Raw genomic sequence first — 456 nt, 5'->3', positions numbered from 1 at the left:
CGAAGGCCTGCAACAGGGCACGCGCGATGTGGTCGGCGCCATGCACAGCAGCCACCAGCAGGCCCAGGGCAGCGTCAGCCAGGTCGAACAGGCGGTGGCCGCGCTGCAGCGGATCGGCGAGGCGGTGGGGGTGATCAACGACATGAACCTGCAGATCGCCAGCGCCGCCGAGGAACAGAGCGCGGTGGCCGAAGAGATCAACCGCAACGTGGCGGGCATCCGCGACGTCACCGAATCGCTCTCCGGCCAGGCCCAGGAATCGGCGCAGATCAGCCAGTCGCTGAACGAACTGGCCAACCACCAGCAACAGCTGATGGGCGGCTTCCGCGTGTAACGCGCTGGCGCCCATCGCCCGCCGGCACCGCATGGGTTTCGTTCCTCAACCCATCCTAAGCTGCGGCACGGCAAGACGGCCGGGGACGTAGGATGGCGTTGAGCGCAGCGATACCCATCGTG

The 456-nt window shown here is 67.5% G+C and carries 1 protein-coding gene; it reads left to right on the top strand.

Features of this window, described 5'->3' with window-relative positions; genetic code table 11:
• The coding region (locus BLQ74_RS04145) for a methyl-accepting chemotaxis protein (RefSeq protein ID WP_244507137.1) at nucleotides 1–334 on the top strand (334 nt) is incomplete at its 5' end.
• Between the last annotated feature and the right edge of the window lie 122 nt (nucleotides 335–456).

The sequence above is a fragment of the Pseudomonas panipatensis genome (genome assembly GCF_900099785.1).
Taxonomy (GTDB): domain Bacteria; phylum Pseudomonadota; class Gammaproteobacteria; order Pseudomonadales; family Pseudomonadaceae; genus Pseudomonas; species Pseudomonas panipatensis.
Note: the sequence above shows the minus strand (reverse complement) of the source record. Positions and strands in the feature narration are given on the sequence as shown.